The organism is Planktotalea sp. (assembly GCF_965659345.1).
Taxonomy (GTDB): domain Bacteria; phylum Pseudomonadota; class Alphaproteobacteria; order Rhodobacterales; family Rhodobacteraceae; genus Planktotalea.
Genome location: NZ_CBFHVK010000014.1, coordinates 24005 through 49465, shown reverse-complemented (window position 1 = coordinate 49465; position 25461 = coordinate 24005). Strand labels below are relative to the sequence as shown.

General features: G+C 52.6%; 25 protein-coding genes. 20 read left to right on the top strand and 5 right to left on the bottom strand.

Features of this window, described 5'->3' with window-relative positions; all coding sequences use genetic code 11:
* The first annotated feature begins 280 nt into the window (after positions 1–280).
* Positions 281–1126: a cobalamin B12-binding domain-containing protein gene (locus ACTG3Z_RS12535; protein WP_439143400.1), complete on the top strand. Its 846-nt coding sequence runs from the start codon at positions 281–283 to the stop codon at positions 1124–1126.
* Here the strand turns inward: ACTG3Z_RS12535 and ppsR are convergent.
* A complete protein-coding gene (gene ppsR, locus ACTG3Z_RS12530; RefSeq protein WP_439143399.1) occupies positions 1123–2535 on the bottom strand; it encodes a transcriptional regulator PpsR in 1413 nt (470 codons plus the stop codon). The genes ACTG3Z_RS12535 and ppsR overlap by 4 nt on opposite strands.
* A 59-nt stretch (positions 2536–2594) precedes the next feature.
* Entirely contained in the window at positions 2595–3401 is an 807-nt protein-coding gene (locus ACTG3Z_RS12525) for a cobalamin B12-binding domain-containing protein (RefSeq protein ID WP_439143398.1), read from the bottom strand.
* Between the two features lie 276 nt (positions 3402–3677).
* On the opposite strand from ACTG3Z_RS12525, the gene bchF reads away from it, so the two are divergent.
* The 14 genes from bchF to hemA are packed head-to-tail and all read left to right on the top strand — an operon-like array spanning position 3678 to position 18945.
* Positions 3678–4166 carry a 2-vinyl bacteriochlorophyllide hydratase gene (bchF, locus tag ACTG3Z_RS12520; protein WP_375265839.1) on the top strand — a complete coding sequence of 163 codons (489 nt, stop codon included), beginning with the start codon at positions 3678–3680 and terminating at the stop codon, positions 4164–4166.
* On the top strand, positions 4163–5446 hold the full coding sequence (locus ACTG3Z_RS12515) for a ferredoxin:protochlorophyllide reductase (ATP-dependent) subunit N (RefSeq protein WP_439143397.1): 1284 nt from the start codon (positions 4163–4165) through the stop codon (positions 5444–5446). The genes bchF and ACTG3Z_RS12515 overlap by 4 nt, the downstream gene beginning before the upstream one ends.
* Entirely contained in the window at positions 5443–6966 is a 1524-nt protein-coding gene (bchB, locus tag ACTG3Z_RS12510; protein ID WP_439143396.1) for a ferredoxin:protochlorophyllide reductase (ATP-dependent) subunit B, read from the top strand. The genes ACTG3Z_RS12515 and bchB overlap by 4 nt, the downstream gene beginning before the upstream one ends.
* Before the next feature lie 4 nt (positions 6967–6970).
* Positions 6971–10501 (top strand): magnesium chelatase subunit H, encoded by a 3531-nt coding sequence (locus tag ACTG3Z_RS12505; RefSeq protein ID WP_439143395.1) that lies wholly within the window; start codon positions 6971–6973, stop codon positions 10499–10501.
* Positions 10502–10529: 28 nt separating this feature from the next.
* Positions 10530–11426 carry a ferredoxin:protochlorophyllide reductase (ATP-dependent) iron-sulfur ATP-binding protein gene (bchL, locus tag ACTG3Z_RS12500; protein WP_439143394.1) on the top strand — a complete coding sequence of 299 codons (897 nt, stop codon included), beginning with the start codon at positions 10530–10532 and terminating at the stop codon, positions 11424–11426.
* A gap of 2 nt (positions 11427–11428) precedes the next feature.
* A complete protein-coding gene (bchM, locus tag ACTG3Z_RS12495; RefSeq protein ID WP_439143393.1) occupies positions 11429–12094 on the top strand; it encodes a magnesium protoporphyrin IX methyltransferase in 666 nt (221 codons plus the stop codon).
* Complete coding sequence (locus ACTG3Z_RS12490) at positions 12091–13521, top strand: PucC family protein (RefSeq protein WP_439143392.1); 1431 nt, start codon at positions 12091–12093, stop codon at positions 13519–13521. Before bchM ends, ACTG3Z_RS12490 begins: the two co-directional genes overlap by 4 nt.
* Before the next feature lie 17 nt (positions 13522–13538).
* A complete protein-coding gene (puhA, locus tag ACTG3Z_RS12485; RefSeq protein ID WP_375264787.1) occupies positions 13539–14312 on the top strand; it encodes a photosynthetic reaction center subunit H in 774 nt (257 codons plus the stop codon).
* 56 nt (positions 14313–14368) lie between these two features.
* Complete coding sequence (gene puhB / locus ACTG3Z_RS12480) at positions 14369–15013, top strand: photosynthetic complex putative assembly protein PuhB (protein WP_439143391.1); 645 nt, start codon at positions 14369–14371, stop codon at positions 15011–15013.
* A gap of 5 nt (positions 15014–15018) precedes the next feature.
* Positions 15019–15486 carry a photosynthetic complex assembly protein PuhC gene (puhC, locus tag ACTG3Z_RS12475; protein ID WP_375264785.1) on the top strand — a complete coding sequence of 156 codons (468 nt, stop codon included), beginning with the start codon at positions 15019–15021 and terminating at the stop codon, positions 15484–15486.
* A gap of 25 nt (positions 15487–15511) precedes the next feature.
* The gene (locus ACTG3Z_RS12470; RefSeq protein ID WP_375264784.1) at positions 15512–15808 is read left to right on the top strand and encodes a hypothetical protein; all 297 of its coding nucleotides are present in this window, start codon (positions 15512–15514) and stop codon (positions 15806–15808) included.
* A complete protein-coding gene (gene acsF, locus ACTG3Z_RS12465; protein ID WP_439143390.1) occupies positions 15805–16935 on the top strand; it encodes a magnesium-protoporphyrin IX monomethyl ester (oxidative) cyclase in 1131 nt (376 codons plus the stop codon). The genes ACTG3Z_RS12470 and acsF overlap by 4 nt, the downstream gene beginning before the upstream one ends.
* The gene (puhE, locus tag ACTG3Z_RS12460) at positions 16935–17741 is read left to right on the top strand and encodes a putative photosynthetic complex assembly protein PuhE (RefSeq protein ID WP_439143389.1); all 807 of its coding nucleotides are present in this window, start codon (positions 16935–16937) and stop codon (positions 17739–17741) included. Before acsF ends, puhE begins: the two co-directional genes overlap by 1 nt.
* Positions 17731–18945: a 5-aminolevulinate synthase gene (gene hemA, locus ACTG3Z_RS12455; RefSeq protein WP_439143388.1), complete on the top strand. Its 1215-nt coding sequence runs from the start codon at positions 17731–17733 to the stop codon at positions 18943–18945. The genes puhE and hemA overlap by 11 nt, the downstream gene beginning before the upstream one ends.
* Before the next feature lie 11 nt (positions 18946–18956).
* Here hemA and ACTG3Z_RS12450 read toward each other — a convergent pair whose 3' ends face one another.
* Positions 18957–19919 (bottom strand): NAD(P)H-binding protein, encoded by a 963-nt coding sequence (locus tag ACTG3Z_RS12450; RefSeq protein ID WP_439143387.1) that lies wholly within the window; start codon positions 19917–19919, stop codon positions 18957–18959.
* An 88-nt stretch (positions 19920–20007) separates the two neighbouring features.
* Positions 20008–20442 carry a c-type cytochrome gene (locus ACTG3Z_RS12445; protein WP_439143386.1) on the bottom strand — a complete coding sequence of 145 codons (435 nt, stop codon included), beginning with the start codon at positions 20440–20442 and terminating at the stop codon, positions 20008–20010.
* Between the two features lie 220 nt (positions 20443–20662).
* On the opposite strand from ACTG3Z_RS12445, the gene chlG reads away from it, so the two are divergent.
* Genes chlG through idi form a run of 4 tightly spaced genes read left to right on the top strand, consistent with a single transcriptional unit; the run spans position 20663 to position 24559 of the window.
* Positions 20663–21559: a chlorophyll synthase ChlG gene (gene chlG, locus ACTG3Z_RS12440; RefSeq protein WP_439143385.1), complete on the top strand. Its 897-nt coding sequence runs from the start codon at positions 20663–20665 to the stop codon at positions 21557–21559.
* 1 nt (position 21560) lies between these two features.
* Positions 21561–22847 (top strand): BCD family MFS transporter, encoded by a 1287-nt coding sequence (locus ACTG3Z_RS12435; RefSeq protein WP_439143384.1) that lies wholly within the window; start codon positions 21561–21563, stop codon positions 22845–22847.
* A gap of 3 nt (positions 22848–22850) precedes the next feature.
* On the top strand, positions 22851–24029 hold the full coding sequence (locus ACTG3Z_RS12430; protein ID WP_439143383.1) for a geranylgeranyl diphosphate reductase: 1179 nt from the start codon (positions 22851–22853) through the stop codon (positions 24027–24029).
* Entirely contained in the window at positions 24029–24559 is a 531-nt protein-coding gene (gene idi / locus ACTG3Z_RS12425; RefSeq protein ID WP_439143382.1) for an isopentenyl-diphosphate Delta-isomerase, read from the top strand. The genes ACTG3Z_RS12430 and idi overlap by 1 nt, the downstream gene beginning before the upstream one ends.
* Before the next feature lie 116 nt (positions 24560–24675).
* Here idi and ACTG3Z_RS12420 read toward each other — a convergent pair whose 3' ends face one another.
* Positions 24676–24978 carry a hypothetical protein gene (locus tag ACTG3Z_RS12420; protein ID WP_439143381.1) on the bottom strand — a complete coding sequence of 101 codons (303 nt, stop codon included), beginning with the start codon at positions 24976–24978 and terminating at the stop codon, positions 24676–24678.
* Between the two features lie 69 nt (positions 24979–25047).
* Here ACTG3Z_RS12420 and ACTG3Z_RS12415 point away from each other — a divergent pair, with 69 nt between their 5' ends.
* A complete protein-coding gene (locus ACTG3Z_RS12415) occupies positions 25048–25377 on the top strand; it encodes a hypothetical protein (RefSeq protein ID WP_439143380.1) in 330 nt (109 codons plus the stop codon).
* Positions 25378–25461: the final 84 nt, after the last annotated feature.

Here is a 25461-nt window from a genome sequence, read left to right as displayed (position 1 = left end):
GAGTCCCACTGAAAATTCTGCTGACCAGAGGCATCTGTTTTGCGCTAGCCACGCAAATAAACTCTGGAAATGCGGAAAAATGTGTTGATGAAATTGGGACCTTCAGCACAGGTTTTACGGCACTATAGCGCGCTTGAATTAAGAGTGCTTGCACCGTAAGGCCGTCGCTTATCCCTAATATACCCAAGCGCTCAGCAATTGCTGAGTGTAAGGCTTGGTTGATGACAAGGTCAGCTGCGGTTTTTGAGAATGATTAAGGTTTTTTTGGGGGGGGCGTTGTATGGTGGGTGAGAGCAAAACTCTGAGCGACAATGCTACTTTCAATGCTTTGGAGCTTGAAGTTTATGAGCGCAACAAAACCAATATCCACCGCCTGAAGGATCACGTTCCTGAAGAGTTGTTCGCAAGCCTCGCGCGGGAGGTGATCCGCCGCGTCGTTTCCAAGGCGGACACTATCGCAGTTGAGCCGGACGTAATTGACGCGGACGAGTTGGAAAAACTGGCGCATGCGCTCATTGATCAAGATGACGGTGCGGCGCTTAGAATTATTATGAATCTTCGTACAGATGGCAAAGGTGCCGAGGTAATATATCTTGCGCACCTTGCGGCGGCTGCGCGCCTTTTGGGTGTTTGGTGGGAAGAAGATCGCGTTAGATTTTCGCAAGTAACACTCGCGACGGGACGTATTTTTGCGATTATGCGCAGCATGAGGCATTTGTTTGAGCCGGTCGCTTTGGTCGAAGGTAAGTCTGCATTGTTTGCGTCTGTTCCGGGCGAAGATCACACACTTGGTGTCCGCATGGCGGCTGACTTATTCCGCAAAGAAGGTTGGGATATTACTGTAAAGACGGGGCTGGATCACGATGCTTTGGTTGCACAGATCGAGCAGACACCGGCACGCATCTTAGGCCTTTCGATGAGTGGGCAGCATTCGTTTGAAGCCCTGTCGCGCCTTGTTCTCGCGGTGCGCATATCCGCACCCCATATGTCGATTTTTCTGAGCGGCCAGAGCGTTGATGAGAATATGCCGCTGCTAGAACTAATGGAATTCGAAGGGATCAGCAGCGATGTCGAGGACGCAAAAGAGCGTCTGAGCGAGCTTTGGGCGGAGTCAATCTCGCGCTAGGATTTATTGACCAGATCGTATTTGCGTAGTTTGACGTAGAGCGATTGACGCGACAAACCGAGCATTTCAGCGGCGGCAACGCGATTGTTTGATGTCATCTCTACAGCCGTCTCAATACACATTTTCTCAATAACATCAGTCGATTGCGCGACAATGTCTTTTAAGGAATGTCCGCCTATCAGCTCAATCACAGAACGCATATCGACTTCTGTGATTTGCTGCATAGGCGTGCGCACAGTTTCGACGCGGCGACTGTCGCGGACAATCATTGCAAACACGCTCGCCTTGCCAGCTTTGAGTTGCGTCGTCGAAATCTCAACAGCGCGTTCTCCACCATGCTCACTTAGAACTTTGGTCGCGTAAAGCCGCATACTTCCGGTGCGCCGTGCATTTTCAATCATGACGTTCAAATCAATTGAGCCACGGCTGAAAAACTCAACCATTGAACGACCTTTGAGGTTCTGCGGATGTGTTACGTCGGTAAAGTTCAAAAACGCATCGTTGGCGCTTAGGATCAGGCCAGTGCCATCAAGGAACACGATGGAGTCACTGCCACGATGATACAGATCAACGAGCTGCGCTTGGAGCTGGCCGCTGGACGCGCCCTCTTCGTCATCAATGCTCATCTTGCACAATAGCATTGGGCCATCTGCACCGCGATAAAGCGTTGGTTTAAGTGTGAGATCTTGGCCAGTCTTCACGCTTTTGACAATAATGGATGTTCTAACTTGCTCGGACGCGGCTGCGACCAGTTGGTCGACAAGATCGCCCCTGCCCTGCACTTCAAATTCAAGCGCGAATGCGCCGCCAATCAGTGTATCGCGTGGTTTCCCGAAGAGCGTTTCAGCAGCGCTGTTGCATGCTTCTAGCTTGCCGGTCTTGACCGAAATAAAGGCGGTAGAAGTTTCAGAGGATTCGAGCAAAACGCGGAACCGTAAATCATGCTCGCGCTGGGTTTCGTAATCATTTTCTAACGCAATATGTGCAGCAACCAACTGCTGCTGCATTTCAGCAGTCGAGGTGAGATCATTGCCAAGCATGAGAATGCTATTTTCAACGCCTGTGCGATGGAAGCTGTATTGCACCGGGAATTCGGGTATTTCGCCGTTAGCAACATGGTTGACCTGAACAGGCTGCACATCGGCCGTGTGATCCTTGAACTGTGCAAGTCGTGTTTCGAATTTTGGAACTGATTCAACAGTAAGAAAATCCTGAATGGGACGACCGAGCCAAGTTTGCAGATCTGGTAATAAATTGAAATTTGGGTTCGCTTGCGCATTCCGGATGGTTCCATTCTCGGAAATGATGAGCGCAAGGTCGGAAATACGCGAAACGATGCCTGCCACAACTTCGGGATTGATCGCAGGGATCATTCCTTCAGTCCAGCTCATTTCACCGTGTGGCGCCATTTATCAAATTCCTTCAAGTGAGCGCTACTTAAAAACGCGCACGTAGTAATACTTGGTGTCTAGGGCTTTGCATCGACACTTTGCAACCCCGAATTGCCTATTTTCAGAGCAGTTTGCCAATCAGAGGTAACAGCATCTGAAAGTGTTGTTTTTCTTAGATTTTTTTCGCTCGTCAAGAGGCTTCCGCCAATAATTACCTTGGAGCGAGCATCTTTTGTGCGAGCAGCCTTCACAAGCGCGCGAAGCGTTCCGATGTCCTGCCCAAGTGCTGCAGAAATCATCACAATGTCATAGTGTTCATCATTCACGAGACGCGCCATCTTTTCCGGACTGACATCCAATGCAAGCTGTGCGTGTGGCCCAGCTTGACGCAATTCAGCGGCTAGAACGACGGCACCAAGCGTATGTTGTGCGCCCTCTGGAACGACAACCAGACAATTGGTTTGATGCGCGCTGTCCCTCAACGGCCGTTCTGCAAAGTTGCGTTCAAGATGATGTACGCAGGCCTGTAAGCGTGCGCACCCAATCGTAACTGCCCCGAACGAGGCTGTGTCGTTGACCCAATCTTGTCCAAGTTTACGCGCAGCAGCTGGCACAAGTATGGATATAATGTCTGAAACGCTCGCTTCGGAAACTTGCATTTCCTTGATCGCGATTATCACTTTCTGGCGGTCGGCATCACAAGAAGCCTGGTAAAGGCGCTGTGTCAGCATCTTGGTCAGGTCTTTATGATCTGCCAGACTTTTGAAGGAACTGCTTGGCGCTTTGTTCCCAGTATTTGCAGCAAGCAAGCTAAGAGCGCGCACAGCGACGCTATCAACTTCGCTTGCGGGGCGGGCAGAAAAAGTGATTTCGTCGAATACCAAGTGACACTTCCCTCCCTTATGATTTTAAAGCTGCCTCAAGAAGAAAACAACCTCGAGCGCGGCGCGCGTAAGATACATTGCGCACTATCGTCACGTATCCAGTGATATATGTCAATAAATCATGACACTTTTACCAATTAATCGCAAAAACGGCCACTTAGCGGGCAAATAGTTGAAAAGCGCTGCTAAAAAAGGCTGCAATGTGTAAATCAAAGTTGACATATTGGACTGGGACTGCCAAATTTTATTTACACTGAAGACGCCTCAGGGGGCACAATGACAAACGCATCACATGTATCGCAACAGCAGGTCGGGCTATATACGCCTGAGCAGCGCGTGCGCCGTGACGCGAGTATTTGGACCACGGTTCAGGCAGTTCTTGCGCCGCTACAATTTGCTGTTTTTCTCGTCTCGTTGGTGCTGGTTTTGCGCTATCTCATGAACGGCGCTGGCTACGAGATTGCGACTGTTTCAATCATCGCAAAGACGTTCCTTTTGTACCTCATCATGGTGACTGGCGCGATCTGGGAAAAGGTCGTCTTTGGGCAGTGGCTTTTTGCCCCTGCATTCTTTTGGGAAGACGTGTTCAGCTTTGTCGTGATCGCGCTTCATACCCTCTATTTATATGGCCTTTTGACGGGCAGCATCTCGCCTGATGCGCTGATCGTTATCGTGCTAGCCGCCTATGCCACTTACGTTGTCAACGCAGGTCAATTCCTGTGGAAATTGCGCGCCGCGCGCCTTCAATCGGAGCTCGCCGCATGACCGATCAATCCCGCCCTCCAATCGCAGGTGGCTGCCGCTCTGCACCGGTCCTGAAGCAACGTGGCCAACGCGAAGTATTTTGTGGTCTCACGGGAATCATTTGGTTACACCGTAAAATGCAGGATGCATTCTTTTTGGTGGTCGGCTCTCGCACCTGTGCGCATCTGTTGCAGAGCGCGGCTGGCGTGATGATTTTCGCCGAACCGCGATTCGGCACGGCGATTCTCGAAGAATCAGATCTTGCGGGTTTGAACGATGCGCATGCTGAGTTGGACCGTGAAGTTGAGACTTTGTTGGCGCGTCGTCCTGATATTCGCCAGCTTTTCCTAGTCGGATCTTGCCCGTCGGAAGTGATCAAGCTTGACCTTAATCGCGCAGCGGAGCGTTTGACCCAAGCTTATGCGCCAAAGGTGCGTGTGCTTGAGTATTCCGGTTCCGGGATCGAGACGACCTTCACACAAGGTGAAGATGCTTGTTTGGCGGCGATGGTCCCTGTTCTGCCTAAGACTGAAGCGCGCAATCTGGTTGTTGTTGGTGCTCTTCCTGATGTGGTTGAGGATCAAATGCTTGGTTTGCTTGACGGCCTTGGTATTGAGAACGTTCAAGTCTTGCCAGCGCGTACGATTGATGCGGATGTACAAATTGGTCCGAACACGGTCTTTGCTTTAACGCAGCCTTTCCTTGGCGAAACCCATGCTGCGCTTGTGCGTCGTGGCGCGCGTCATCTCGCAGCGCCTTTCCCGCTTGGGGAAGAAGGCACGACAGCATGGCTCGCAGCGATTGCAGATGAATTTGATGTCGCGGATGACGTGTTTGAGAAAACAACAGAAGCGCCCCGTCGTCGTGCACGCCAAGCTGTGGCGCAAGCAGCTGAAACACTTGGCGGCAAGTCTGTGTTTTTCTTCCCAGACAGCCAACTTGAAATTCCTCTCGCACGCTTTCTAACCCGTGAGTGCGGGATGAGCGCGATCGAAGTAGGCATGCCCTATATTCATGACGCCTTACATGGCCCTGATCTTGATCTTCTCCCAGCAGGTCCACAGATTTCCGAAGGGCAAGATGTAGACTTGCAACTTGATCGTTGCCGTGAAGCGCGCCCTGATTTGACAGTTTGTGGTTTGGGTTTGGCCAATCCGTTAGAGGCTGAAGGTCTCAGCACCAAATGGGCGATCGAATTGGTCTTCACCCCTGTGCATTTCTACGAGCAGGCGGGCGATCTCGCCTCCCTCTTCGCGCGGCCCCTGCGTCGCAAGTCAATCCTTGGAGTAGCTGCAGAATGAAGCTCACTGTCTGGACATACGAGGGCCCACCCCATGTTGGCGCGATGCGCGTTGCGACTGGGATGAAAGGTCTGCACTACGTTTTGCATGCGCCCCAAGGCGACACTTATGCGGACCTGCTCTTCACTATGATCGAGCGCCGGGATCATCGCCCGCCTGTTACCTATACAACCTTCCAAGCGCGTGATCTGGGTGCGGATACTGCTGGTCTGTTCAAAGACGCGTGCCAAGATGCTTATGACCGTTTCAAGCCTGAAGCGATCATCGTTGGTGCCTCCTGCACAGCCGAGCTGATTCAAGACGACCCCGGTGGTTTGGCCGAAACCATGGGTCTTGACATCCCTGTCATTCCTTTGGAATTGCCAAGCTATCAACGCAAAGAGAATTTCGGTGCGGATGAGACGTTCTTCCAGATCGTAAAACACCTCGCCAAGCCGATGGAAAAGACAGAACGCGTGAGCTGCAATATCATCGGCGCGACAGCTCTTGGCTTTCGTCACCGCGATGATGTGGCTGAGATCACTAACCTGCTTTACGAACTCGGTATCGAAGTGAACGTTTGCGCACCCATGGGCGCGACGCCGAGTGATATCGCCAAGATGGGACAAGCGCATTTTAACGTGCTGCTTTACCCTGAAACTGGCGAAATGGCCGCGCGTCATTGCGAGCGCGCGTTTGCGCAACCTTATACCAAGACCATTCCTATCGGTGCTGGAGCGACGTGGGACTTCATCGAAGAAATCCGTCAGTTGAGCGGCTCTACCAATGAGATTGATTCAGATCGTCTTCGCCAAACATGGTGGTCACGTTCTGTCGATAGCACCTACCTCACGGGCAAACGTGTGTTCATCTTTGGTGATGGCACCCACGTCAAAGCCGCGGCACGTGTTGCGCGCGACGAGATGGGTTTCGAAGTTGTTGGCATGGGTTGCTATAACCGTGAAATGGCACGCGATGTGCGCGCGACTGCGAAAGAGTATGGCGTTGAGGCGTTGATCACCGACGATTATTTGCTGGTTGAAAAGACGATTGAAGAACTGCAGCCGGAGATGATCCTTGGCACGCAGATGGAACGTCACATTGGCAAGCGCCTTGGCATTCCCTGCGCGGTCATTTCTGCGCCTGTTCACGTGCAAGACTTCCCCGCGCGTTACTCCCCGCAAATGGGGTTTGAAGGCGCGAATGTGCTCTTTGATACGTGGATCCACCCGCTGGTCATGGGTCTGGAAGAGCATTTGTTGCACATGTTCCGCGAGGACTTTGAGTTTAACGATGCTGCGGGTCCAAGCCATCATGGCGGACACTCGCCCAAGAAAGCGGCCAGCGCGCCTGTGATCGAAGAAGTGCATGTTGATGACAATGTCATCTGGTTGTCAGACGCTGAACGTGAGCTGAAGAAAATACCGTTCTTTGTACGTGGCAAAGCACGCCGCAACACAGAAAGCTATGCGGTTGAGCAAGGTCTTAACCAAATTTCTGTAGATACCCTATATGAGGCCAAAGCCCACTTTGCGCGATGATGTAATGCATAAGCCCTACAACGTCGTTCTTGTGACGTTGGACCGCCACGCGGCAGGACCTGCTGCGCGGGTTGCTCCAGCTTTGGCGATGGATTTTCCGGGGTTGCAGTTGAAGATACACGCTGCAGCGGAATGGGCCAAGGATACAGCCGCGCTTGACGCCGCCAAGGCAGATATCGCAAGCGCGGATATCGTCGTTAGCTCTGTGATCTTCCTCGAAGAGCACATCCAAATGATACTGCCCGATCTCAAAGCGCGCCGTGATGCGTGCGATGCGATGGTTGGTGTAATCGCAGATCAAGAGATTGTTCAACTGACCAAGATGGGCGATCTCGACATGATGCGGCCAGCAACGGGCGCGATTGCGTTGCTGAAAAAGCTTAAGCCGTCGAAAAAGTCTGGCGGTTCTGGCGCGGGTCAGATGAAGATGTTGCGCCGCTTGCCCAAAATCCTGAAACTGATCCCTGGCAAATCACAGGATCTGCGCGCTTGGTTCTTGAGCATGCAGTATTGGCTTGGTGGGTCTGACGACAATGTCGAAAGCCTTGTGCGTTTTCTGATTTCGCGTTATTCTTCGCGTCCAGAATGGCGCGGTGTTCAAGCTGATGAACCAATCGAATATCCTGAGACAGGTCTCTATCATCCTGATCTGCCAGATCACCATATCGTAACAGACGTTGCTGATTTACCGCTTAAAGGCACAGGGCCAACCATCGGATTGCTCATGCTGCGCAGCTATGTGCTTGCGGGGGACACGGCGCATTATGATCATGTGATCCGCTCGTTTGAAGCGCGTGGCATGCGTGTTATTCCGGCTTTTGCAGGTGGTCTTGATGGACGCCCTGCGATCGACGCTTACTACCTGGGCAAGATCGACGCACTTGTGTCTTTGACGGGCTTCTCGCTAGTGGGTGGGCCCGCATATAACGACAGCACTGGCGCGGTTGATGCGCTGAGCGCGCTTGATGTGCCCTACGTCGCGGCGCAACCGCTAGAGTTTCAAACTCTCGCGCAATGGTCCGGCGGTGATCAAGGTCTCAGCCCGATTGAAGCAACCATGCTTGTCGCTTTGCCAGAAATTGATGGCGCAACAAACCCGACTGTTTTCGCAGGTCGCCACGCACCTGAGGGCTGCGCAGGCTGCGCGCACAAATGTGCTGCGATTGGTGACGTGAAAGCGATGGCGCCTTGTGTTGAGCGCGTTGATGCTTTGGTCGAAAAGGCTGAGCGCCTTGCGCTTTTGCGCCGTAAGAAAAACTCTGAAAAGACCGTTGGCATCGTGTTGTTTGGCTTCCCTCCAAATGCTGGTGCTGTCGGAACCGCTGCGTATTTGTCCGTCTTCGAGAGCTTGTTTAACACGCTTCACGAGATGAAGGCGCAGGGCTATGACCTCACGCCACCTGCGAGTGTTGATGCCCTTCGTGATGTTGTCCTTAAAGGCAATGCGCAAACGTACGGCCAAGATGCCAATGTTGCGGCTTGCGTCAGTGCGGATATGATTGTTGCGAACACGCCTTGGCTCGATGAAATCGAAGCGGCGTGGGGCGCAGCGCCTGGTCGTGTGCAATCCAATGGTCGTGAAGTTTTTGTACTTGGCGCGCACTTTGGCAACGTCTTTGTGGGTGTGCAGCCCACCTTTGGCTATGAGGGCGATCCAATGCGTTTGCTCTTTGAACGCGGCTTTGCCCCGACCCATGCCTTCAGCGCATTTTATCAGTATCTAAAGCATGATCTGAAAGCTGATGTTGTGTTGCACTTCGGCATGCATGGCGCGCTAGAATTTATGCCTGGTAAACAAAACGGATGTGGCGGTAATGACTGGCCTGATCGCTTGATGGGCAACATGCCAAATGTTTATCTTTACGCGGCGAATAATCCGTCAGAGGCGACGCTAGCGAAACGGCGCACAAACGCTGTAACGATCACCCATTTGACGCCTCCTTTGCAGGCGTCTGGGCTTTACCGTGGTTTGGCAGATCTGAAAGACAGCCTGACGAAGTGGCGCAGCCTGAACCCTAATGATGAAGGCGTCGAGGCGCTTGAAAAACTGATCCGTGCGCAAGCAGACACCGTGCATCTTGAGTGCGACGATCTCGGCACGCTGTGGTTGAAACTGCTAGAAACCGAAGATGCTTTGATCCCTGATGGCTTGCACATCGTGGGGCGTGAGCTGTCTGAGGAGTCAGTTCAAAACACGCTTGATCAGATGAGTTTTGATTCTAAAGCGGCACGCGAAACGGCGCGTAAGCATCTTGCAACGTCTGTTGAACTTAAAGCTTTGATGAGCGCGATGAACGGCGAATTCATCAAGCCTGTTGCGGGCGGTGACGTTATCCGTGCGCCTGATATTCTGCCAACAGGGCGAAACATTCACGCGTTTGATCCATTTCGTATGCCTACCGCTTACGCGATGGAAGATGGTGCGCTGCAAGCAGCGGAACTTCTGAGAACACATGAGACTTTGCCAAAAACTGTGGCGTTGGTTTTGTGGGGGTCTGACAATATTAAATCCAACGGTGGCCCGATTGCGCAAGCGCTTGCACTGATGGGGGCGAACCCGCGCTTTGATAGTCATGGTCGCCTTTGTGGTGCTGACCTTGTCCCGCTTGAAACGCTTGGCCGTGCACGCATTGACGTGGTGATGACGCTCTCTGGTATTTTCCGCGACTTGCTGCCTTTGCAGACAAAGCTGTTGGCTGATGCTGCGCTTAAGTGTGCGAACGCAGATGAGCCTTTAGACATGAACCCGATCCGCGCCCATGCGCTGGCGTTTATGGAAAAAAATGGCTGCGATATGCAGACCGCTGCTCTGCGAGTGTTCTCCAATGCTGAGGGGGCTTATGGCTCAAACGTGAACCAGCTTGTTGATAGCTCTGCTTTTGAAGATGACAGTGATTTGGCGGATGCCTATCAGTCTCGCAAGAGCTTTGCTTATGGCACTGATGGCGAAGCTTCCAAACAAGCTGAACTGCTGCAAGATACGCTATCCAATGTGGAACTTGCTTATCAAAACTTGGAGTCGGTCGAGCTGGGTGTCACATCGGTTGATCACTATTTTGACACGCTTGGCGGCATTGCTGCGGCGGTGAAGCGCGCGAAGAATGGCGCTGAGACGCCTGTCTACATTGGGGACCAAACACGTGGCGGTGCCAAGGTGCGCAGCTTGCAAGAGCAGGTTTCGCTTGAAACCCGTGCGCGCAGTTTGAACCCGAAATTTTACGAACCCCTTCTGAAGCACGGTCATGAAGGCGTGCGCCAGATCGAAGCGCATATCACCAACACCGTTGGTTGGTCTGCGACGACAGGCAAGGTTGATCCTTGGATTTACCAAGAGTTGTCAGAAACTTTCGTACTCGATGATGCAATGCGCAAGCGTCTGGCTGATTTGAACCCGCAAGCCTCGATGCGCATGGCGAACCGCCTGCTGGAAGCTTCGGATCGTGACTACTGGACACCAGACTCAGACACGTTGGAAGCGCTTCAAAACGCCGCTGACGCCATAGAAGACAGATTAGAGGGCATTGCAGCCGAATGACCCAAATTATTGGAAAGGGACTAAACTCATGAGCCCACTTGATAGAAGCATTCCCAACCTCGGTGGGGACGGTGAAGGATCTGTTCAGGTCCATCAGGACGAAAGTTCAAAGATCGAAGGCGCGAAGGTTTTCAGCGTTTACGGTAAAGGCGGAATTGGTAAATCGACGACTTCGTCGAACCTGTCTGCGGCCTTTTCCAAGCTCGGTCACCGCGTCTTGCAGATCGGTTGTGATCCAAAGCACGACAGCACATTCACGCTGACGGGCCGCCTGCAGCCCACTGTGATCGACATCCTGAAAAGCGTTGATTTTCACGCCGAAGAGCTGCGCCCCGAAGATTATGTGGCAGAAGGCTACAACGGCGTGAAATGCGTCGAAGCTGGTGGTCCGCCCGCGGGTACGGGCTGTGGCGGTTATGTGGTTGGCCAGACGGTCAAACTGCTCAAGCAACACCATATGCTTGAAGACACGGACGTTGTGATCTTCGACGTGCTCGGCGACGTTGTTTGTGGCGGCTTTGCAGCCCCCTTGCAGCACGCGGATCGTGCATTGATTGTGACGGCGAATGATTTCGATTCCATCTACGCGATGAACCGGATTATTGCGGCGGTTCAGGCGAAGTCGAAAAACTACAAAGTGCGTTTGGCCGGCTGTGTTGCGAACCGCTCCAAAGACACGGATGAGGTCGATCGTTACTGTGACACCGTTGGCTTCAGCCGCATTGCGCACATGCCAGACCTTGATGCAATCCGCCGCTCACGTCTGAAGAAAAAGACGTTGTTCGAAATGCCTGACGAAGAAGACATCGTACAGGTGCGCAAGGAATACATCCGCCTCGCAGAGACGCTTTATAACGGCACGCTGCCACTTGCGCCCGATCCCCTTCCTGATCGTGAAATCTTCGAGTTGCTTGGGTTCGACTAAAGATGAGCTATGAAGCCACACGCACGCGCGTCGAAACCTATTTCGACAAGACCGCGACCCGCACATGGGAGCAGCTGACATCAGATGCGCCTGTGTCGGGCATTCGCGCGACCGTGCGCGCGGGTCGTGACCGTATGCGCGATGTGTTGATTGCGCAGCTCCCCGAAGATCTGCGCGGCGCGCGCATTTTGGATGCGGGTTGTGGCACAGGTGCTTTGGCATTTGAATTGGCCAAGCGCGGCGCGGATGTTGTTGGCGTTGATATTTCTCCGCAGCTTGTGGACATCGCGAACAAGCGTCGTCCGGATCGCGTGCGCGGGTCCCTTACGTTTTCTGCCGGTGATATGCTAGATAAGCGCCTTGGCGGTTTTGACCATATCGTCGCGATGGACAGCCTGATCTATTACACAGCGGATGACATTGGTCGGATCCTGAATGAGATTGCACCGCGTCTGAACAACAACATGGTCTTCACCGTTGCGCCACGCACACCTCTTTTGATGGCAATGTGGCGCGTTGGGAAACTATTTCCGCGCGCAGATCGCTCACCAACAATGATCCCTCATCAGTCGTATAAAATTGCGGCTGCGACCAAAGGCAAAATTCGCGAGATCGAACGCGTCTCATCAGGCTTTTACATCAGTCAAGCGCTGGAGTTCCGCGCATGATCGCGAGCAAGAACATCGTCAAGAATATGACACTCAAGATGTTGCCGTTTGCGGACGCCGCGAGCGAGGGCTTGCCCCTTATGCAGCTTTTGCGTCTGTCGTTGTTCCAAATTTCTGTGGGCATGGCGGCGGTGATGCTTTTGGGCACGCTTAACCGCGTGATGATTGTTGAGTTGTCTGTGCCTGCGATGATCGTTGCTTTGATGATTGCGATTCCGGTCTTGATTGCGCCGTTCCGGGCGCTTCTCGGCTTCAAGTCTGACAACTATCGCTCTGCGATTGGTTGGAAGCGCGTACCATATCTTTGGTTTGGTACCATCTGGCAGTTTGGCGGTCTTGCAATTATGCCGATGGCGCTGTTGGTTCTCGCAGGCGACACTGCGGTGGACGTGGGCATGTTTGGCCAAGTTGCAGCGGCGCTGGCGTTTCTGCTGACAGGTCTTGGCATGCATATGACGCAAACCGCGGGTCTTGCTTTGGCGGCGGATCGTGCATCTGAGGAAACACGCGCCAAAGTCGTTTCGCTTCTTTATGTGATGTATCTGCTCGGGATGGGTTTCTCTGCCCTGATCATTGGTACGCTCTTGCGCGACTATTCTTCGCTTTTGCTGGTTCAAGTCGTTCAAGGCGCTGCTGTGATGACGCTGGTTCTGAATGTGATCGCGCTTTGGAAGCAAGAAAAACTCTCGCCTATGAGCACCGCAGAACGCAGCGCGCCTAAGCCTGCGTTTAGCGTGGCCTGGTCTGACTTTACGCAAGACAGCAGCGTTGTGCGTCTGATTGTGACGATCTTTATTGGTACGATGGCGTTTAACATGCAGGACGTTTTGCTAGAGCCTTATGGCGGCGAGATTCTTGGACTGTCTGTATCGTCCACCACTTTGCTTACAGCGATGTGGGCGGGCGGTGCGCTTCTTGGTTTTGGCCTCGCGGCGCGTTGGTTGTCTCAAGGGATTGACCCGTTTCGAATGGGCGGCCGTGGAGTCATTATTGGGATTGCTGCGTTTAGCGCTGTGCTTTTGTCGGCGCCGCTGTCCTCCCCTGTGCTTTTCTTCATCGGGGCAGCACTGATCGGGCTTGGCGGCGGACTTTTTGCGGTTGCAACTCTGACTGCTGCGATGACTATCGAAGTCAAAGGCGCGGCAGGTCGTGGACTTGCACTTGGTGTCTGGGGCGCGGCTCAAGCGACCGGCGCTGGTCTTTCAATCTTCATCGGCGGTGCAATCCGCGATCTTGTAAACACCGCAGGTCAAAGCGGTGCTCTTGGCAGCGCACTGACCTCTCCATCCGTTGGATATTCCGTCGTTTATCAGCTCGAAATCGGGCTGCTTTTCATCACTCTCATCGCTCTTGGTCCGCTCGTGCGAGCCAAGGGACTTCACGCATCAGAAACACGCAGCCTTGAGCTGTCTGATTTTCCCACATGACCGCATAGGAGGCGACTATGGTTGGCACTGAATTTTTTGGAAACTTTGATCTCGCGAGCGCCGCGATTTGGATGTTTTGGATCTTTTTCGCTCTGTTGGTATTTTACCTTCAGACTGAAAACATGCGCGAAGGATATCCTTTGCAAGACGAAGAAGGCAACGCAGCACCTAACCAAGGTCCGTTCCCTGTTCCTAAAGACAAAACATTTATTCTGTCCGAGGGTCGCGGTGAGTTGACGGTTCCATCAGGTCAGCGTGGCGATCGTGATGATCTTGCGCTTGAGCAATCATCGCGCGCTGCTGGCTCGCCTTATATTCCAACGGGCAATCCAATGCTTGATGGTGTTGGTCCAGGCGCATGGGCACCACGCCATGATCATCCTGAACTTGATGCGCACGGTCACGTTAAGATCAAGCCACTTTCTAAACTGCCAGACTTCGCGTTCTCCGCAGGTCGTGACCCGCGTGGTTTGGTTGTGATGGCTGGTGACGGTGAAATCATCGGTCGCTGCATCGATATGTGGGTGGACGTGCCTGAGCAATTGGTACGTTTCCTTACGATTGATTTGAACCCTGAAGGATCGGGCCAGACGCGTCTGCTGCCTATCAACTTCTGCCGCATCAAAGGCGATCACGTTAAAGTACGTTCGCTTTACGGTGCACATTTCGCAGACGTTCCAGGCATCAAAAGCGATGAGCAAATCACGCTTTTGGAAGAGGAAAAGATCATGGCCTATTACGGCGGCGGTACGCTTTATGCAGATCCGTCCCGTTCTGAGCCACTTCTGTAAAAATAATTGCCGGGCTTTTCGCCAGGGTCCGGCAATAACATTCGAGGGACACTAAAATGCACCATGATGACTTTAATTTCGAACCTGTCAGGGGCTTACCTGAAGACTTGCCAAAGGATGAAGAGATCCTGTGGCAAGGCAGCCCCAATGCTCTGCGTCTTGCAAAAGACGCATGGGCGCTCAACTGGGTGATCGGCTATTTCGTCTTTCTGACGATTTGGCGTGTTGGCGTATCCTCTGCGGATGTTCCTTTCACCACTGCCCTTTTGCACGGTGTTCCATTCGTGCTTGCGGGTATCGTTGTGGCACTGTTGATTTACATGATTGCGAAAGTGCAAGCGCGCAGCACGATCTACACGCTCACTAATAAGCGTGTGTGCATGCGGATTGGCGCGGCTTTGACGATGACGTTGAATCTGCCCTACGTCTGCATCGGCAATGCTCAGGCCGCTGTGCGTTCTAACGGAATGGGCACAATCAATTTAGAACTGATCGGTGACACACGTCTGTCATATCTCATGACATGGCCCCATGTTCGTCCTTGGCACATGCGCCGCACACAACCCGCGTTGCGTGCTATTCCCGAGGTCGCCAAAGTTGCCGCCATTTTCGCAGAAGCCGCTGAAACACGCGTCTCTCAACCACAAGTCACACGTACTGAGACCCTAGATCTTGGCACCGATGGCATTGCAGCGGAGTAAGTCTGATGGCCTCTTTCAATGCACTTTCTAATCAAATGAAACATCGGGACCGCGAAATGGTCCCAAAGTTTCTTGTTGTCGCAATGTTTACCTTGATGGCTGCGAGCCTGTTGCTGGTGGGCGCCGCACGTTTCACGGGCCGCGAAGTAACATCGGTTGTTGCCCATAGCGACATCGTAAAAGAAGTCAGCGTCACGCTAAAAGGCTCGCGTAGTGAAGGTGTTGGTGTCTATGATACCGCAGGTAGCCTGCTTGCGCATTCCACCGATGCGAAGAAGGGCTTTATTGACGTAATCTGGGTTGCCGTAACGCGTGAGCGTTTGGTGCAAGATGCATCATCTGACGCACCTGTACGCGTGGTACTGCGTGAAAACGGAAATGTCGGGATACTCGACGATACCACTGATTGGAAGATCGAACTGATCGGTTACGGAAAAGACAATGTTGCGGCTTTCGCCAAGCTGCTTGATTGAAAATTTACTTAAAGGGACACTTAAAATGGGACTTATCACAAGATCAAAGGAAACCGCACCGTGCACGGTGACAATCTCGCACCGCTTTGAAGAGCTGTCAGCACATGTGAAATTCAACAACGGGGCTGTCGTGAACCCCGGTGATAGCGTGCAAGTGCAAGGGCCAGAAATTCTGGCTGCATATGGTGAACTGGTTGAGGAAGAGCGTATCGCAACGATCACGCGCGCCTCTAAGCTGGAACAACTTTGGACCCGCGCCACTGGCGATTTCGAGTTCATGGAACTCTGCGAATTTTCCTTTTCTGAAGAGGTGCTCTCATGAACGCTCCTGTACACTCCGCATTTGCTAATACCGCAGAAGAAGCCATCGCAGCTCAGGACGCGCTTGATAACGCAGATCCGATGACGTCTGAAAAGGCGACGGAAGTTGCGATGCAAAATACGCTTTTGACGCCACGCTTTTACACGACCGATTTTGACGAAATGGATGCAATTGATGTGTCTTCCATACGCGATGAATGGGATGTTTTGATCAACCAGATGAAGTCGGACCCAAACAAAGGTCACTTCAAAAAGACCGATGAGTGGGAAGCAGATTGGGACGGAATGGACCCTGCGCTGAAAGCTGAGTTCATCGATTTTTTGATTTCATCCTGTACCGCCGAATTCTCTGGCTGTGTGCTTTATAAGGAAATGAAGCGCCGTGGCTCTAACGAGGACATCACCACGCTCTTTCAACTTATGGCGCGCGACGAAGCACGCCATGCGGGTTTCATCAACGATGCCCTGCGCGAAGCGGGTATTCGCGTGAACCTTGGCTTTCTGACCCAGCAAAAGAAGTACACCTACTTCCGCCCGAAGTTCATTTATTATGCAACTTATCTGTCTGAAAAAATCGGCTATGCGCGCTACATCACGATCTATCGCCATCTGGAAAAGAACCCAGAGCTGATGTTCCACCCGATCTTCAAGTGGTTCCGTGAGTGGTGCAACGACGAGTTCTCACATGGTGAAGCGTTCGCCTTGTTGTTGAAGACAGATGCGAAGCTGACAGAAACTTGGATGAACAAGCTCTGGATCAAATTCTTCCTGACGGCCGTCTATTCAACGATGTGGGTGCGTGATCATCAGCGTCCCTTGTTCCATGAAGCGCTTGGTGTGGATGTGACATGGTATGGTCAAGAAGTGTTCCGCAAGACGTCAGAGATTTCCAAGCAGGTCTTCCCGATGACTTTGGACATTGATCACCCGCGCTGGCGTCCAAATCTGGACCGTATGGAAGCGGCGTCGCGTCAAGTGGCTGCTGCGAAAAAGCGCGGCGGTGTGCTTGGATTTGTGAGCCGTGTTGGCGGTATGGCGAAAGCAGCGGTTGCGTTCGTGTCGATCTTTACGATCCCTGCAATCAAGAATGAGGTGCCTGTCAGCCCTCGTATGGAGCCCGCCTACTAATGCTCAGCTCGCCCTGGATAGCAGCGCTTTTGGCGATATTTTCCTGGTGGTTCTTCACCGGGATCATATTGCTTGTTGTGCGCAGGGCGGACAAATTTGGTGGCGCGGCGCATGGTAGAAATGTCGTGCTGTCTGTACCGCTCTTCGCGCTTGGCACTGCAGGCTTGGTCCTGTCTGCTAACACGTTGAACGTTGCAAATGTCTATGTGTCCTTCCTCTCGGTGCTGCTTGTTTGGGGTTGGATCGAACTTGCGTTCCTCTCCGGGATCATCACAGGGCCAGAGCGCGCACCCTGCCCTGAGCATTTGCAGGGGTGGGCACGTTTTGTGCGGGCATGGCATACGCTTTCCTATCATGAGTTGCTGTTGCTCATCGGGATGCTCATTGTCACGGTTGCGACCATTGGCTCTGAAAATACCTTCGGGTTTTGGGCGTATCTTACGCTTTTTGCAGCCCGCATTTCGGCAAAGCTTAACCTTTTCTTCGGCGTGCCACGGATCAACACGGAATTCGTGCCAAAGCCGCTTGAGCACCTCAAAAGCTACTTTCGCCAAGGCAATGTCACGATCGCATTCGTGCTTGGCGTTACGTTTCTCAGCTTCGCAACTGCGTGCTTTGCTGAGCGCCTATTCACTGCTGAAACAACACCGGCGCTTGTGGGCTTTGCCCTACTCCTTGCGCTATCTGCTTTGGCCACTTTAGAGCATTGGTTGATGGTTATCCCGTTACCAGATGCGAAACTATGGCGCTGGATGCTTCCTTCGCTGCCTACGACCTCTAAGACAGGACAGTCCCATGAACTTTGATGCACTATTCCAAGACCAGCTCGACACGTTGAAAGACGAAGGCAACTACCGTGTTTTTGCCGAGCTTGAACGCAGTTGTGGTAAATTTCCACGCGCTGGCAATCACCAAAATGGCGAAGTGCGCGATGTGACGGTTTGGTGTTCAAATGACTATTTGGGCATGGGTCAAAATCAGGTTGTGATTGATGCAATGTGCGAAGCTGTGAAGCGCACGGGCACAGGCGCGGGCGGCACACGCAACATTTCGGGCACCAATCACGATCACTTGTTGCTCGAGCGTGAGCTGGCTGATCTTCATAACAAAGAAGCCGCGCTTTTGTTTACCTCTGGCTACGTGTCAAACTGGGCTGCGCTCAGCACGCTTGGAAGTCGCCTTAAGGACTGCATCATCCTAAGCGATTCCGGCAATCACGCGTCTATGATCGAAGGCATCCGTCATTCGCGCGCGCAAAAGGTCATTTGGGAGCACAACGACGTCGCAGACCTTGAAGCCAAGCTTCAAGCCCTCCCTGCAAATGCGCCTAAAATAATCGCGTTTGAGTCGGTCTATTCTATGGACGGCGATATTGCTCCGATCCGCGAGATTGTTGAAGTGGCTGAGAAATATGGCGCAATGACCTATCTCGATGAAGTTCACGCTGTTGGGCTTTATGGCCCGCGCGGTGGCGGTATTGCAGAGCAAGAAGGCTTGATGGATCGCATCACGCTTATCGAGGGAACACTTGGCAAAGCTTACGGTGTTGTAGGTGGTTTCATCACTGGCTCTGTTGCGCTTTGTGACTTTATCCGAAGCTTCGCATCTGGATTTATCTTCACAACTGCTCTGCCCCCGGCAGTTGCCGCAGCTGCGCGCACATCGATTGCACATCTAAAAGAGTCTAACATTGAACGCCAGCGCCAGCGTGAGCAGGTCGCAAAGCTGCGCGCAGGGCTGGACCGTGCCGGCATCCCGCATTTGATGAACGACAGCCACATCATTCCCGTGATGATCAAGGATCCGGTAAAGACCAAGATGCTTGCCGATTATCTGATGGATGAGTGGGGCATTTATGTGCAGCCGATCAACTATCCAACAGTTCCAAAAGGCACGGAGCGTTTGCGCTTTACGCCCTCACCGCTCCACTCGGACGCGGATATCGATCACTTGGTCGCTGCTTTGACATCCCTATGGAAGCAATGCGCGATTGCACACGCTGTCGCGTAACACTCAACGCTTCAGAAAACAGAATGATCACCGCGCTCCACGGCGTGGTTTTCTTTTATCAACTGTGCATAGTGTTCAAAAAGCGTCTCTGTCCCTGTTGAGGGCGTCAGTGCGCGATCATATGCGCCAGTTTCTGCATTCCAAACGAGCATTGATTCAGTGGCATAATAGCGCCCAATCTGGGCGAGTTCCGCATTTTCAGCCAACTTTTTGCTAAGCAGCCCACCAATTCTGAGCACCCAATAAATCACGTCGAGCAAGGCAACTGGCACATGTTTGATTTTCACAGGTTTACCAAGCAGGCGCGCCAGTTCTTCAGCTTGTGCAATCGGTGTGATTGCAGGACCGTGCCCGCCAATGGGTAAAATCTGATTATGTTTGGTTTCATCTGCGATACAATTTGCAAGAAAACGCCCTAAATCATCATCACTGAGCGGTGTGCAGGAGGTTAGCGTGCCATCACCAAACACCAAAAACCCTTTGCCGTTTCGCACGCGTTCAATCTGACCGGAGAGCGATTTGAAAAACGCTGTCGGGCGCACAATGGAGTAGGTGAGACCAGAAGAAATCAAAGCTTCTTCAAACGCAAGCTTGGCATATTGAAATGCAAGTTTTGGCTTCTGAACGCAGATAGCTGACAACAAAACGAAGTGCTTGGCCCCCACCGATCTGGCCAGTGAGAGCGCGTTCAATTGCGCTGCATGATCAATCGCCCATGCGTCCTTGGGCGCGCCCGTGCGTGAGGCAAGGCAGGACACGACGACATCAAAGGATTCATCTTCAAATACGCGCTTTTGGTCACCCTCAAAATTAGCAATTGACGCGATAATGTGCTTTGCGCCCTCGGGCAGAGTGTTCGTCTTACCACTATCGCGCAAAACGCAGGTTAAATCGTAGTCCTGAGCAAGCAAAGCACGTGCAGCACCCTGACCGGCGGTTCCCGTAGCGCCAAGAAGAAGAACGCGTTTTTGCACTGCTTTGCTTTCTATTCAATTCACCAAATGCCCAAAGAAAAAGGCCCGCTAAACTTAGCAGGCCTTTCCCAAAAGTTATGCAGTAAAATTACTCTGCGCCGGCAGAAACAATAAACGCCCAAACGTTTGCTGCTTCTTCTTCTTTGCGCAGTTTGAAGGACATCTTGGAGCGTGCCTTCTTGTCATCAAGCTTCGCCTGCAGATATTTTCTTGGATCTGCGACATACTCTACGAATTCTGCTTCGTTCCATACGACACCAGTTTCGCCAAGCTCCACGATGGACTTGCCGTACTTAAAACCTTCTACGGAACCAAGCTGACGCTCGTTAAGACCGAACAAGTTTGGACCTGTCTTGTTGCCTTTGACGTATTCAGTGCCATCATCGCCCACGATCATGTGGCAGGCTTTGCATTTGTTGAACACTTTCTCGCCAGCTTCAGCGTCGCCTGACGCATGGCCGTCTGCCAAAAGTGGTGCCGCCGCGAGGCCAAGACCAAGGGTGAGGATACTAAAAAGTTTCATGCTGTATTTCCCTGTAGTTAGGACCAAAGATGTAGCGCTCGTCCTTTAAAAGGAAAGGGCTCGGGCGCTGTTCATTACATATCGGGCCTCAATTAACAAATATCAAAGTGAAAACAAAAGTCATTTTCCCCCGAATTCGCTAAGTTCACCTGAAATTGAACGTAATGTAAACTATACTTTACACTTGTCGACTCGCCATGTGTAAGGTTAAAGTTACACTATGACAGATCTAGCCAATCTTCCAACAAGGGACTTCCCTGAACCAGCAGCAATGCTGCGTCTTATCAAACCGATCACGTGGTTTCCACCAATGTGGGCCTACTTGTGCGGGGTGATCGCCTCTGGCGTGGCTCCTAGCTCGCAACTGGGTTTGGTAATCCTTGGCATCATTCTCGCCGGTCCAATTGTCTGCGGTATGAGCCAAGCTGCCAATGATTGGTGTGATCGTCACGTAGATGCAATCAACGAGCCCGATCGCCCGATCCCATCGGGCCGCATCCCCGGTCGTTGGGGGCTTTGGATCGCACTTGTCATGTCCGCGCTTTCGCTGTTTGTGGGTTGGTTTCTTGGTCCATGGGGGTTTGGAGCGACTATTCTTGGCGTTCTTGCCGCTTGGGCCTATTCCGCTGAACCTCTCCGGATGAAACGTTCTGGTTGGTGGGGTCCTGGGCTTGTCGGCCTAAGCTATGAAAGTCTCCCTTGGTTTACTGGCGCCGCCGTTCTGAGCGCAGGTGCGCCAAGCTGGCAGATTGTTGTGATCGCGCTGCTCTACGGTATCGGTGCGCATGGCATCATGACGCTTAACGATTTTAAGGCGCTCGAAGGCGATAGGCAGATGGGTGTTAATTCATTGCCCGTCACGCTTGGCCCCGAGCACGCTGCAAAAGCAGCGTGCTGGATTATGGCAGTGCCGCAAGCGCTGGTGATCGCCCTGCTCATCCTTTGGGACAAACCCATTTTCGCGATTGCCATTTCCGCCGCACTAGCGCTGCAAGTCTGGGCAATGCGCGTTCTGCTGAGCGACCCGAAAGGGCGCGCGCCGTGGTACAACGGCACAGGCGTCATGCTTTATGTCAGCGGCATGATGATTGCCGCCTTCGCATTAAGGAGCCTTTAAGATGACCCTATCTTGGCTACAAATTTTCCGTCTCGGCCTTGTTCAAATGGCACTTGGCGCAATTGTTGTTTTGACAACTTCAACACTCAACCGCTTGATGGTCGTCGAATTCTCGCTTCCTGCAATCCTGCCCGGAATGCTGGTTGGTTTGCACTACGGTATCCAGCTATCTCGGCCACGTTGGGGCTTTACCTCTGACACCGGTGGTAATCGCACAAAGTGGATCATTGGGGGCATGATTGCGCTGGCACTTGGCGGCTTTGGCGCTGCTTTCGCTGTCACGCTCTTCGCACAAAGCTACGGTCTCGCACTAGCGTTATCTGTGGTTGCCTACGCGCTGATCGGCATTGGCGTCGGTGCTTCAGGCACCTCATTGCTTGCCCTGATGGCCACCGCAACTGCGCCACATCGCCGTGCCGCCGCCGCCACAATCACATGGCTCATGATGATTTTTGGCATCGCGCTCACCGCTGGTCTTGCTGGCTCTTTTCTTGATCCCTATTCACCCCAACGTTTGTTGAGCGTTGTAGGTGTCATCGTAGTAGCTGCAATTATTCTCACCACACTTGCGATCTATGGCATCGAACGCCGTGTTACAGCGGCGACTCCCGAACCGCACACGCCCTTCATGGAAGGACTGCGCGATGTTTGGAGTGAGCGGAAAACACGCAACTTTACACTTTTCATATTCTTGTCGATGAACGCGTATTTCATGCAAGAATTGATCCTTGAACCATACGCGGGTCTCGTCTTTGGCTTCACGCCAGGGCAATCCACATCCCTCAGCGGGATGCAAAACGGCGGTGTCTTTATCGGGATGCTCACCGTTGGTATCGTTGCGACTGGTTTGAAAAAAGGCTCGCTGCGCGCTTGGGTGATGGCGGGCTGCCTTGGGTCGGCAGGCGTGCTGATCATGCTCGCCCTTTCGGGGTTTGCCCAGACGCAGATCAGTCTGCAATCGCTCGTTATCGCGCTTGGCTTTTTCAACGGTATGTTCGCTGTCGCCGCAATTGGCTCGATGATGGCGCTTGCCTCTGAAGGGCGTGCACAACGCGAAGGCACGCGCATGGGTCTTTGGGGTGCATCCCAAGCGATTGCCGCTGGATTTGGTGGCCTGACTGGCGCCGCCTTGGTTGATATTTCACGCAGCTTTATCGCGGACGGGCCTGCCTTTGGCTCCGTCTTTGCGTTTGAAGCTTTATTATTTCTCGCCGCTGCCCTGATGGCCGCGCGCGTGATGGAAAACAGATCGGCCGCTCCGGCCGCGTCAATGGTCCCGGGAGAATAAGCAATGTATGATGTTGTTGTCATTGGTGGAGGCCCGTCGGGCGCAACTGCCGCAGAAGATCTCGCACGCTCTGGTCACAAGGTCGCAATGATCGACCGTGAAGGACGGATCAAACCGTGTGGCGGCGCCGTGCCCCCACGTCTGATCGAAGAATTCCACATTCCAGACAGCCAAATCGTAGCGCGCATCAACACCGCTCGCATGATTTCGCCAACCCAACGCCAAGTCGATATCCCAATTGAAAACGGCTACGTCGGCATGGTTGATCGCGAACATTTTGATGTGTTCTTGCGGGAACGCGCCGCCAAAGCAGGTGCGGACCGCTTTACTGGGACCTATCTACGCTTTGAACGCGACGGCGAAACCAAGAACCTGATTTATCGCGACAAAGAAAGCGGTGAAGAACGTGCGCTTGCGTGCAAAATGATCATCGGCGCCGATGGCGCCCGCTCCAAAGTGGCCAAGGCCGAAGTCCCCGGTGGCGATAAAATTCCATATGTCATCGCCTATCATGAAATCATTGAAGCGCCTGAAACCGACGCCTCCTACAGCCCCATGCGCTGCGATGTGATCTATGATGGCGCAATTTCTCCCGATTTTTACGGCTGGGTCTTCCCACATGGTAAGTCAGCAAGCGTTGGCATGGGAACCGGCCTTGAGGGTGTCGATCTCAAACAAGCGACAGCAGATTTGCGCGTGGCGTCCGGTTTGCAAGATTGCAAAACCATTCGCCGTGAAGGCGCTCCCATTCCGCTACGCCCTATGGATCGTTGGGACAATGGCACAGATGTTGTGCTTGCAGGCGATGCCGCTGGCGTCGTGGCCCCCTCTTCAGGCGAAGGTATTTATTATGCAATGGTCGGTGGTCGCGTAGCCGCAACAGCAGCAAGTGCATACCTGAAAACTGGCCGCGCGAAAGATCTGCAATTGGCGCGCAAACTCTTCATGCGCGAGCATAAGAGCGTGTTCAAAGTACTGGGCGCGATGCAAAACGCCTATTACCGCTCTGATGAACGCCGCGAGCGTTTTGTTTCGCTCTGCCATGATATAGATGTTCAACGTCTCACATTTGAGGCGTATATGAACAAACGATTGGTAAAGGCACGGCCCATGGCACATTTGAAAATCGGTCTGAAAAACCTCGCACATCTGACGCGTATGATTTCTTCGACACGTGTCTGATGGAAATCATGATCCCAGCTTGGGTTGAGGGCACGCTTCAACCTGTCGAAAAACTCGCCGCACATGAACGCGGGCTCAAGCACAAGGCTGTGTCTGTGTTCGTTGTGTCAGGCGAACACATCCTGATCCAGCAACGCGCATTGTGCAAATACCACACGCCCGGTTTGTGGGCGAACACCTGTTGCACGCATCCCGAATGGGATGAGGCACCCGACGTCTGTGCCAATCGCCGTGTAAACGAAGAGCTGGGGATCACAGGCTTAAACTATGAATACCGTGGCGAAGTCGAATACCGCGCCGATGTGGGCGATGGCTTGATCGAGCACGAGGTGGTGCAAGTCTATCTCGCCCATGCGTCCCAAGATATGGCGTTTACCGTGAACCCCGACGAAGTCATGGCAACCCGCTGGATTTCAATCGAAGTCTTGCGCCGTGAATTGGCACTGGAACCTGAAAGATTCACCCCTTGGCTCCGGATCTATATGGCTGAGCATAGTGAGCTGATCTTTGGAAATGCAGCCGCTGCTTGAGGGTTGGCGCTAAAATTTCATAACAGCGCTTATCGGTGTTGATCGCTATTTTTCAACCAAGGATGTCGTGAAGCGATTCTAGAACCAGACAAGCTGAGACGATAATCAAAAGCCAGTCACGGGTCTTCTTTGGATTTGTTGTGGGACTCTTCATCAGACTTCTGTGATCGTCCTTTTTGAGTATCACTACGAATACTTTTTACGCCGACATAAATTCCAACTATACCCAATACAAATTGAGCAACTTCGAAAACGGCACTGAGCAGTGTCATGGGAAAACCCACCTCTCTACGAATGGCTCCGTCGCTAGTGTTTCCTAGCGTTACGTTGCGATTGACTGCTCGATGTGTCGCAAGATATGTGGTCTCATTTCCTTTTTCAAGCTTGTCTATATCTATCGGGTAATGTGGCTTACTCATTGCCCTGAAACTTGCATCCGAATGGAAGCTGTCGATATATGATTATATATCACCAAGGGGTTTTCAAAAATGAGCATGGATACGATCCTTGGCTTGATTGGTTTGGCAGGTGGCACTTTATCTGGGTTCATGCTGGGTAGCATCACTAAGTCAGTACGAATTACAGGATTTGGACTGTTGCTTCTCAGTCTGTTTGGTTTCGCCTATTTTGCAGAGAGCAAGGCAAGAACTGACGAGCAAGAGCGTGCAGCATTAATGAAGAAAATATTTTTTCTGTCAAAAACTGCAAATGACCAAAGCGAAGCGGTGCAGGAATTTCGTGATTGCTTCAATCGTAGAATGGATGAACTTGATACCGTGAACAACGTTTTGGGGTGTAGGGTTCCGCGAGATCAATAGGTGGATCAGGCCGCTAAGCTGGCCTTAATAACTCCCCTCTAACGTGCATCACATAAAACCCGTTACGCGACGTTCGCCTTTCGT

What these genes read in the sequence shown, in the direction of transcription:
- ACTG3Z_RS12535 (WP_439143400.1), top strand. Translation starts at nt 281, where the DNA reads ATGGTGGGTGAGAGCAAAACTCTGAGCGACAATGCTACTTTCAATGCT.
- ppsR (WP_439143399.1), bottom strand. Translation starts at nt 2,535, where the DNA reads ATGGCGCCACACGGTGAAATGAGCTGGACTGAAGGAATGATCCCTGCG.
- bchF (WP_375265839.1), top strand. Translation starts at nt 3,678, where the DNA reads ATGACAAACGCATCACATGTATCGCAACAGCAGGTCGGGCTATATACG.
- ACTG3Z_RS12515 (WP_439143397.1), top strand. Translation starts at nt 4,163, where the DNA reads ATGACCGATCAATCCCGCCCTCCAATCGCAGGTGGCTGCCGCTCTGCA.
- bchB (WP_439143396.1), top strand. Translation starts at nt 5,443, where the DNA reads ATGAAGCTCACTGTCTGGACATACGAGGGCCCACCCCATGTTGGCGCG.
- ACTG3Z_RS12505 (WP_439143395.1), top strand. Translation starts at nt 6,971, where the DNA reads ATGCATAAGCCCTACAACGTCGTTCTTGTGACGTTGGACCGCCACGCG.
- bchL (WP_439143394.1), top strand. Translation starts at nt 10,530, where the DNA reads ATGAGCCCACTTGATAGAAGCATTCCCAACCTCGGTGGGGACGGTGAA.
- bchM (WP_439143393.1), top strand. Translation starts at nt 11,429, where the DNA reads ATGAGCTATGAAGCCACACGCACGCGCGTCGAAACCTATTTCGACAAG.
- ACTG3Z_RS12490 (WP_439143392.1), top strand. Translation starts at nt 12,091, where the DNA reads ATGATCGCGAGCAAGAACATCGTCAAGAATATGACACTCAAGATGTTG.
- puhA (WP_375264787.1), top strand. Translation starts at nt 13,539, where the DNA reads ATGGTTGGCACTGAATTTTTTGGAAACTTTGATCTCGCGAGCGCCGCG.
- puhB (WP_439143391.1), top strand. Translation starts at nt 14,369, where the DNA reads ATGCACCATGATGACTTTAATTTCGAACCTGTCAGGGGCTTACCTGAA.
- puhC (WP_375264785.1), top strand. Translation starts at nt 15,019, where the DNA reads ATGGCCTCTTTCAATGCACTTTCTAATCAAATGAAACATCGGGACCGC.
- ACTG3Z_RS12470 (WP_375264784.1), top strand. Translation starts at nt 15,512, where the DNA reads ATGGGACTTATCACAAGATCAAAGGAAACCGCACCGTGCACGGTGACA.
- acsF (WP_439143390.1), top strand. Translation starts at nt 15,805, where the DNA reads ATGAACGCTCCTGTACACTCCGCATTTGCTAATACCGCAGAAGAAGCC.
- puhE (WP_439143389.1), top strand. Translation starts at nt 16,935, where the DNA reads ATGCTCAGCTCGCCCTGGATAGCAGCGCTTTTGGCGATATTTTCCTGG.
- hemA (WP_439143388.1), top strand. Translation starts at nt 17,731, where the DNA reads ATGAACTTTGATGCACTATTCCAAGACCAGCTCGACACGTTGAAAGAC.
- ACTG3Z_RS12445 (WP_439143386.1), bottom strand. Translation starts at nt 20,442, where the DNA reads ATGAAACTTTTTAGTATCCTCACCCTTGGTCTTGGCCTCGCGGCGGCA.
- chlG (WP_439143385.1), top strand. Translation starts at nt 20,663, where the DNA reads ATGACAGATCTAGCCAATCTTCCAACAAGGGACTTCCCTGAACCAGCA.
- ACTG3Z_RS12435 (WP_439143384.1), top strand. Translation starts at nt 21,561, where the DNA reads ATGACCCTATCTTGGCTACAAATTTTCCGTCTCGGCCTTGTTCAAATG.
- ACTG3Z_RS12430 (WP_439143383.1), top strand. Translation starts at nt 22,851, where the DNA reads ATGTATGATGTTGTTGTCATTGGTGGAGGCCCGTCGGGCGCAACTGCC.
- idi (WP_439143382.1), top strand. Translation starts at nt 24,029, where the DNA reads ATGGAAATCATGATCCCAGCTTGGGTTGAGGGCACGCTTCAACCTGTC.
- ACTG3Z_RS12420 (WP_439143381.1), bottom strand. Translation starts at nt 24,978, where the DNA reads ATGAGTAAGCCACATTACCCGATAGATATAGACAAGCTTGAAAAAGGA.
- ACTG3Z_RS12415 (WP_439143380.1), top strand. Translation starts at nt 25,048, where the DNA reads ATGAGCATGGATACGATCCTTGGCTTGATTGGTTTGGCAGGTGGCACT.